Annotated in this window: 4 protein-coding genes; 3 read left to right on the top strand and 1 reads right to left on the bottom strand. The window is 76.8% G+C overall.

Annotation, left to right across the window (positions count from 1 at the left end; translation table 11 throughout):
* Together ACFV0G_RS05395 and ACFV0G_RS05390 are read left to right on the top strand one after the other, a co-directional pair.
* Positions 1-2,991: family 2 glycosyl transferase (locus tag ACFV0G_RS05395; RefSeq protein ID WP_380541981.1), on the top strand; the 2,991-nt coding region annotated here is incomplete at its 5' end.
* A 6-nt stretch (positions 2,992-2,997) separates the two neighbouring features.
* Positions 2,998-4,650 (top strand): DUF5719 family protein, encoded by a 1,653-nt coding sequence (locus ACFV0G_RS05390; RefSeq protein WP_380541978.1) that lies wholly within the window; start codon positions 2,998-3,000, stop codon positions 4,648-4,650.
* 47 nt (positions 4,651-4,697) lie between these two features.
* Here the strand turns inward: ACFV0G_RS05390 and ACFV0G_RS05385 are convergent, their stop codons facing one another.
* Positions 4,698-5,147, bottom strand: a complete 450-nt coding sequence (locus ACFV0G_RS05385) for a metallopeptidase family protein (protein ID WP_380541975.1) — start codon at positions 5,145-5,147, stop codon at positions 4,698-4,700.
* Positions 5,148-5,231: 84 nt separating this feature from the next.
* Between ACFV0G_RS05385 and ACFV0G_RS05380 the strand changes: the two genes are divergently transcribed.
* Positions 5,232-5,639 carry a DUF3499 domain-containing protein gene (locus tag ACFV0G_RS05380; protein WP_380541972.1) on the top strand — a complete coding sequence of 136 codons (408 nt, stop codon included), beginning with the start codon at positions 5,232-5,234 and terminating at the stop codon, positions 5,637-5,639.
* Positions 5,640-5,855: the final 216 nt, after the last annotated feature.

Raw genomic sequence — 5,855 nt, 5'->3', positions numbered from 1 at the left:
CTCACTTCCCCCCTCGCCGGGCCTTGGGTGGCCCTGGCCCCGTGGGGGGGGGTCCCCCCCACCTGGTCTGCACTTACCCCGCGCCAGGCCTTCGACGAACTCGGCGGCCTCGGCCACGAGCTCGTCCGGCTGCCCCGGCTGCTGCTGGCCCGCAAACGCCGCAAGCGCACCCGCTCCGCCGACGCGCTCGACGACCGCGGCCTCTTCCCCGCCCCCGGCGCCACCGCCCGGCTCGCCGTCGAGACGGCGATCGCCTCGCTCGGCATCGGCGGCAGCGACGACTCCGGCGCCGGTCGCCACGGCTCGGCCGAGACCGGGCCCGGCGACGAGGACGCCGACGACCTGGTCGTCGAGCAGTTCGTCCTGCTCAAGAAGGTCGCCCGGCGCCCGGCCCCGCTGCTGTTCGCCGCCCTGCTGGTCTTCGCCCTGGTCGCCTGCCGCAGCCTGCTCGGCACCGGCGACCTGCTCGGCGGCGCGCTGCTGCCGGCCTCCGACGGCACGGCCGGCCTGTGGGGCATGTACGCCGACTCCTGGCACGCCGTCGGCACCGGCTCCACCACGGCCTCGCCGCCCTACCTCGCGGTGCTCGCGATCCTGTCCGGGATCTTCCTCGGCAACGCCAGCCTGGCGCTCACCGTGATCGTGGTGCTCTCCGTGCCGCTCGCCGCGGTCAGCGCCTACCTGGTCTCCCGGCCGCTCATCGAGTCCAAGCTCGTCCGCGCCTGGGCCAGCGCCACCTACGCCCTGCTGCCCGCCGCCACCGGCGCGCTCGCCCAGGGCCGGATCGGCACGGCCGTCCTCGCCGTCCTGCTCCCCCCGCTCGCCCGCGCCGCGGCGATCGGCGCCGGCCTCGGCATCCGCACCGAGAGCGCCGCCCGCGGCGCCCGGCCCGGCTGGCGGCCGGTCTGGATGGCCGTCCTCATGCTGACGCTGTCCACCGCCTTCGTCCCGCTCGCCTGGGCCATCGCGGTACCGCTCTCGCTCGCCGCGCTCGTCCACGCCGTGGTCCGCGGCGGCGCCTTCGGCTCCGGCGGCACCGCCCTGCGCCTGCTCGGCACCCGCGTCCTGGTCATCCTCGGCGTGCCCGTCCTGGTGCTCGCGCCCTGGTCGCTCCAGGTCCTGACGCACCCCTCCCGGCTGCTGCTGGAGGCCGGCGTCCCCGGCTTCGACGGACCGGGCGCCACCCCGCTCGGCCTGCTGATGGTCAACCCGGGCGGGGCCGGCACCCCGCCGGTCTGGCTCTCCGTCGGCGTGGTGCTCGCCGCCCTCGCCGCATTGCTGCGCGCCGACCGCCGTCGCGCGGTGCTCGCCGCCTGGGGCGCGGCCGGTGCCGGCCTGCTGTTCACCGTCGCCGTCGCCGGCACCGAGGTGACCCCGGCGTCCGGCGGCCCGTCCGTCGCGGCCTGGGCCGGCCCGGCCACCCTGCTGACCGGCGTCGCCCTGCTGGCGGCCGCCGCGATCGGCGCCGACGGCGCCAACGCCCGCGTCTCCGGCATCGCCTTCGGCTGGCGCCAGCCGGTCGCCGCCGTGGTGCTCGCCACGGCCGCGCTCGCCCCGGCCGCCATGGGCCTGTGGTGGGCCGTGGCCGGCGCCGACGGGCCGCTGCAGCGCAGCCAGCAGACCCAGCTGCCGGCCTTCATCGCCGAGCAGGCCACCACCACCGACCGCTCCCGCACCCTGGTGCTGACCGGCCCGGCGGACGGGTCCACGGTCGGGTACGCGCTCGTCCGCGGCGGCGGGCTGACCCTCGGTCAGGCCGAGGCCACCGTGGACGCCGCGGCCGACGACGGCCTCGGGACCCTCGCCGGCAACCTGCTGGCCGGCTCCGGCGGCGACCAGGCCAAGGCGCTGGCCGCGTTCGGCGTCGGGTACGTGGAGGTCAAGGACCCGCTGACCACCAAGGTCCGGAACGTGCTCGACAGCACCCCCGGCATCACCCGGCTCAGCGAGGGCCACGGGGTCGGGATCTGGCAGGTCACCGGCGCCGTCGCGACCCGCGCCGTGATCGTCCCGCCGAAGAGCGGCGGCACCACCCTGCCCGTCCCTTCCGGTGCCCACGACGTGTACTCCGTCATCCCGGCCGGCCCGGCCGGGCGGGTGCTCCGGCTCGCCGAGCACGCCGACGTCGACTGGCACGCCACCCTCGACGGCGCACCGCTGCAGCCGACCACGCTGGACGGCGACTGGGCGCAGGCCTTCGAGCTCCCGGCGGCCGGCGGCCGGCTCGACATCACCCGCAGCGGCAGCATGGCGCACACCGGCTGGATCGCCGCGCAGCTGCTGCTCGGCGTGATCGTCCTGGTGCTCGCGCTGCCCGGGCGGCGCAACCACAACGACGACGACCTGCCGGAGGACGTGGCTGCGGCCCAGGCGCTCGCGGCGGCTGCCGAGGCGCCCCTGCCCGGCAGCCGGCGCGCCCGCCGGATGGCCGAGCGCGGCGAGGGCGAGGCCGACCAGGCGGACGCGCCCGGCGTCTACGGCGCGGTCCCCGGCCAGGGCGGCCCCGACGGCGGCCACCCGGACGCGGCCGAGACCTTCGCCGACCCGTACCAGGCCGACCCGTACCAGGGTGGCGGCTACCAGGACGCGTACGGCTGGGAGGAGCCCGGCCAGGGCGCCGACGAGCCCGCCGCGGCTCCGGCCGGCCAGGGCTACGAGCAGCAGCCCGGCTACGAGCAGGGCTACGAACAGCCCGGCTACGACCAGCAGGCCTACCCGCAGGGCTACGAGCAGGGGTACGAGCAGCCCGGCTACGACCAGCAGGGCCACGACCCGGCCTACCAGCCGCAGCCCGGCTACGAGGGCGGCCAGTACACCGACCCCTACGCCCCGTACGGCTACGACCAGCAGCAGTACCAGGGCTACCCGGCCGAGCAGGAGCAGTGGATCCCCGGCCAGCCCCAGGGCGAGCCGTACTACGACCCCAACGCGGCGCACCACGACGGCTACGGCAACGGCGGGCACCCGCACCACCACGGATCGGGGAGCTGACCCGCGATGAAGAAGCCCAGCATCAAGGCGCCCGCACTCAAGGCCCCGAAGCTCGCCGAGGGCCTGCGCAGGCCCGGCTTCGGCGGCGGCCTGCCCGGGGGCAGCCGCACCGGGCAGTCGCTGCTCGCCGCCGCGGCCGTGCTCGGCCTGGTGTTCGGCATCGCCGAACTCCGCCCGCCGGCGCAGCCGACCACCGCGGGCCCGCACGGCGCGCCGACCACCGCACAGGTCGAGCGGACGGCCGCGGTCTGCCCGCCGCCCCGCCAGGGCCTCACCGGCACCACCGCGCTGACCCTGTTCAACCCGGCCGGCAGCACCGCCAAGGGGACCGGCTCGCTGAGCGACGTCGCCCCGCCGTCCGCCGCCGCGCCCGCCCCGTCCTCCGCGGCGCCGTCCGGCTCGGCCTCGGGCAGCCCGTCCGCCCAGCCGGCGGCCGCCGCCGGGGCGCCGGCCGCCCGGCTGACGCTGGCCAAGTCCGGCGTCCCGGTGACCGGTACGGCGGCGAGCGGCGACACCACCGCCACGGGCGCCACCGCGACCGGCGGCTTCGCGCCGGGCTTCACGGTCTCGCAGACCACCACGATGGCCGACCAGTCCAGCGCCGGCCTGGCCGGAGTGACCTGCGCGGAGCCGGGCAGTGACTTCTGGTTCGTCGGCGCCAGCACCGCGGCGAGCCGCCGGGACTACGTGACCCTGGTCAACACGGACTCCTCCCCGGCCACCGTGGACGTCCGCCTGGTCGGCGACAAGGGCCCGATCGACAGCGACAACGGCACCGGCATCTCGCTGGCGCCCGGCACCTCCCAGTCGCTGCTGCTGTCGACCATGCTCAAGACCGAGACCCCCGACCTCGCCGTGCACGTGGTGGCGCGCGGCGGCCGGGTCGCGGCCGGCCTGGAGGCCGCCGAGGAGGGCAAGGGCGTCGACTGGATCGCCGCCTCGGCCGCCCCCGCCGCCACCCAGGTGATTCCCGGCCTGCCCGCCGACCGCTCGGCGGCCCGCCTGGTGGTCGCCGCCCCGGCCGACGACGACGCCGACCTGAAGATCCAGATCTCCGGCAAGAACGGCTGGTTCACCCCGGCCGGCAAGGAGACCCTGCACGTCAAGGCCGGCATGGTCGCCGCCCTCGACCTGGGCGGCGGCGCGAACACCCGCAGCGAGGTCGGCGCGATCCGGCTCAGCCCGAGCGACCCGGCGCACCCGACCCCGATCGTCGCGACCGTGCGGGTGGACCGCAGCAACAACGGCAAGTCCGAGGCCGCCTGGATCGCCGCCGCCGGCCCCGTCGGCAAGCGGGCGAGCATCGCCGACAACCGCGGTGGCGGCGCCACCTCCGTCCTGCTGACCTCGACCGGGACGGCGGACGCCAAGGTCCGGTTGACCGCCTCGGCCGGCAGCGGCGGCGGCACCCCGGCCACCAAGGAGGTCGACGTCCCGGCGGGCGCCACCGTGGCCGTGCAGGGCCTGGAGCCGGCCGGTCTGAACGGCACGTACGGCATCACCGTGGAGACCCTCTCCGGCGGGCCCGTGGTCGCCGCCCGGATGCTGGCCGTCAACCAGAAGGAGCTTCCGGCCTTCACGATCCAGGCTCTCCAGGACGACCACAGCACGGTGGTCGTGCCGTTCGCCCAGAACGACCCGGGCCTGCTGCTGCGCTGAGCCGCCGCGGGGCGGGGCCGGTCCGCCGGCCCCGCCCCGAGCAGGCGTCAGTCCTCGTCGTAGCGGGGGTCGATGGCGTCGGGCGACAGCCCGAGCAGTTCGGCGACCTGCTCGATGAGGATCTCGTGGACCAGCGCGGCCCGGTCCTCGCGCGACTTCGCGCGGATTTCCACCGGCCGCCGGTACACCACGATCCGGCTCTTGCGGCCCTGCGCGGCGGGGACCACCCGGCCGAGCGGCACGCCGTCCACGGCCGCCTCGTCCTTGTCGGGCAGCGGCACCTCCTGGACGGCGAACTCCACGTCCACCAGCTGCGGCCAGCGCCTCTCCAGCCGTTCCACCGACTCGCGCACGTAGTCGTCGAACAGCTCGGAGCGGGTCAGCGAGATCGGCACCTGCGGGGGTGCGAGCGGGCCGCGCATACCGCGGCCGTGCCGGTCGCGGTGGCGCGGTCGCCGCTGCCCGCCGGCCGGTGACGGAGGTGTGGGCCTGTCCATATCAGTGTCGAGCGTAGTCCCTGACCGGCCCGCCGCGGGCCACCTCGCGGCCCCGCGCCGGGCGACACGGCGATCTCGGCGGGGGTGGGTCGTCGCGGCCCGCTCGGGAGTGCGGTACCGTCCACCCTCGTGAGCTCTGTACGTCGTTGTTCGCGGACCGCGTGCGGCCGGCCGGCCGTGGCGACGCTGACGTACGTCTACGCGGATTCCACCGCCGTCCTCGGCCCGCTGGCCACCTACGCCGAGCCGCACTGCTACGACCTCTGCGCCGAGCACGCCGAGCGGCTCACCGCCCCGCGCGGCTGGGAGGTCGTCCGCCTCGCCGCCGACGCCGGTCCGGTCCGCCGCACCAGCGACGATCTGGAGGCGCTGGCCAACGCCGTCCGCGAGGCCGCCCGCCCGCAGGAGCGCATGCCGCGCCCGGGCGACCCCGACCCCGGCTCGGCCGGCCGCCGCGGCCACCTCCGGGTGCTGCGCTCGCCCGACAGCTGAGTCCGGTCTCCGCGCCCTGTTCCGAGCCCTGTGTCCGGGCCGGGTGCCGGCTGCCCGGGGGGTTCACCGACTGCCGGTACGCTGCGCGGTGATCCGAGCGGAAACACATCTGGAGCGGCAGTGCGGGATCTGAGTGGGCTGGTGAAGGCGTACGACGTCCGGGGTGTGGTGCCGGACCAGTGGGATGCGTCGTACGCGCGGGCGTTCGGTGCGGCG

The organism is Kitasatospora sp. NPDC059571 (genome assembly GCF_042735675.1).
In the GTDB taxonomy this organism is placed as follows: Bacteria; Actinomycetota; Actinomycetes; order Streptomycetales; family Streptomycetaceae; genus Kitasatospora.
Note: the sequence above shows the minus strand (reverse complement) of the source record. Positions and strands in the feature narration are given on the sequence as shown.

Coding starts and splice junctions, on each gene's coding strand:
- ACFV0G_RS05390 (WP_380541978.1), top strand. CDS start 2,998: ATGAAGAAGCCCAGCATCAAGGCGCCCGCACTCAAGGCCCCGAAGCTC.
- ACFV0G_RS05385 (WP_380541975.1), bottom strand. CDS start 5,147: ATGGACAGGCCCACACCTCCGTCACCGGCCGGCGGGCAGCGGCGACCG.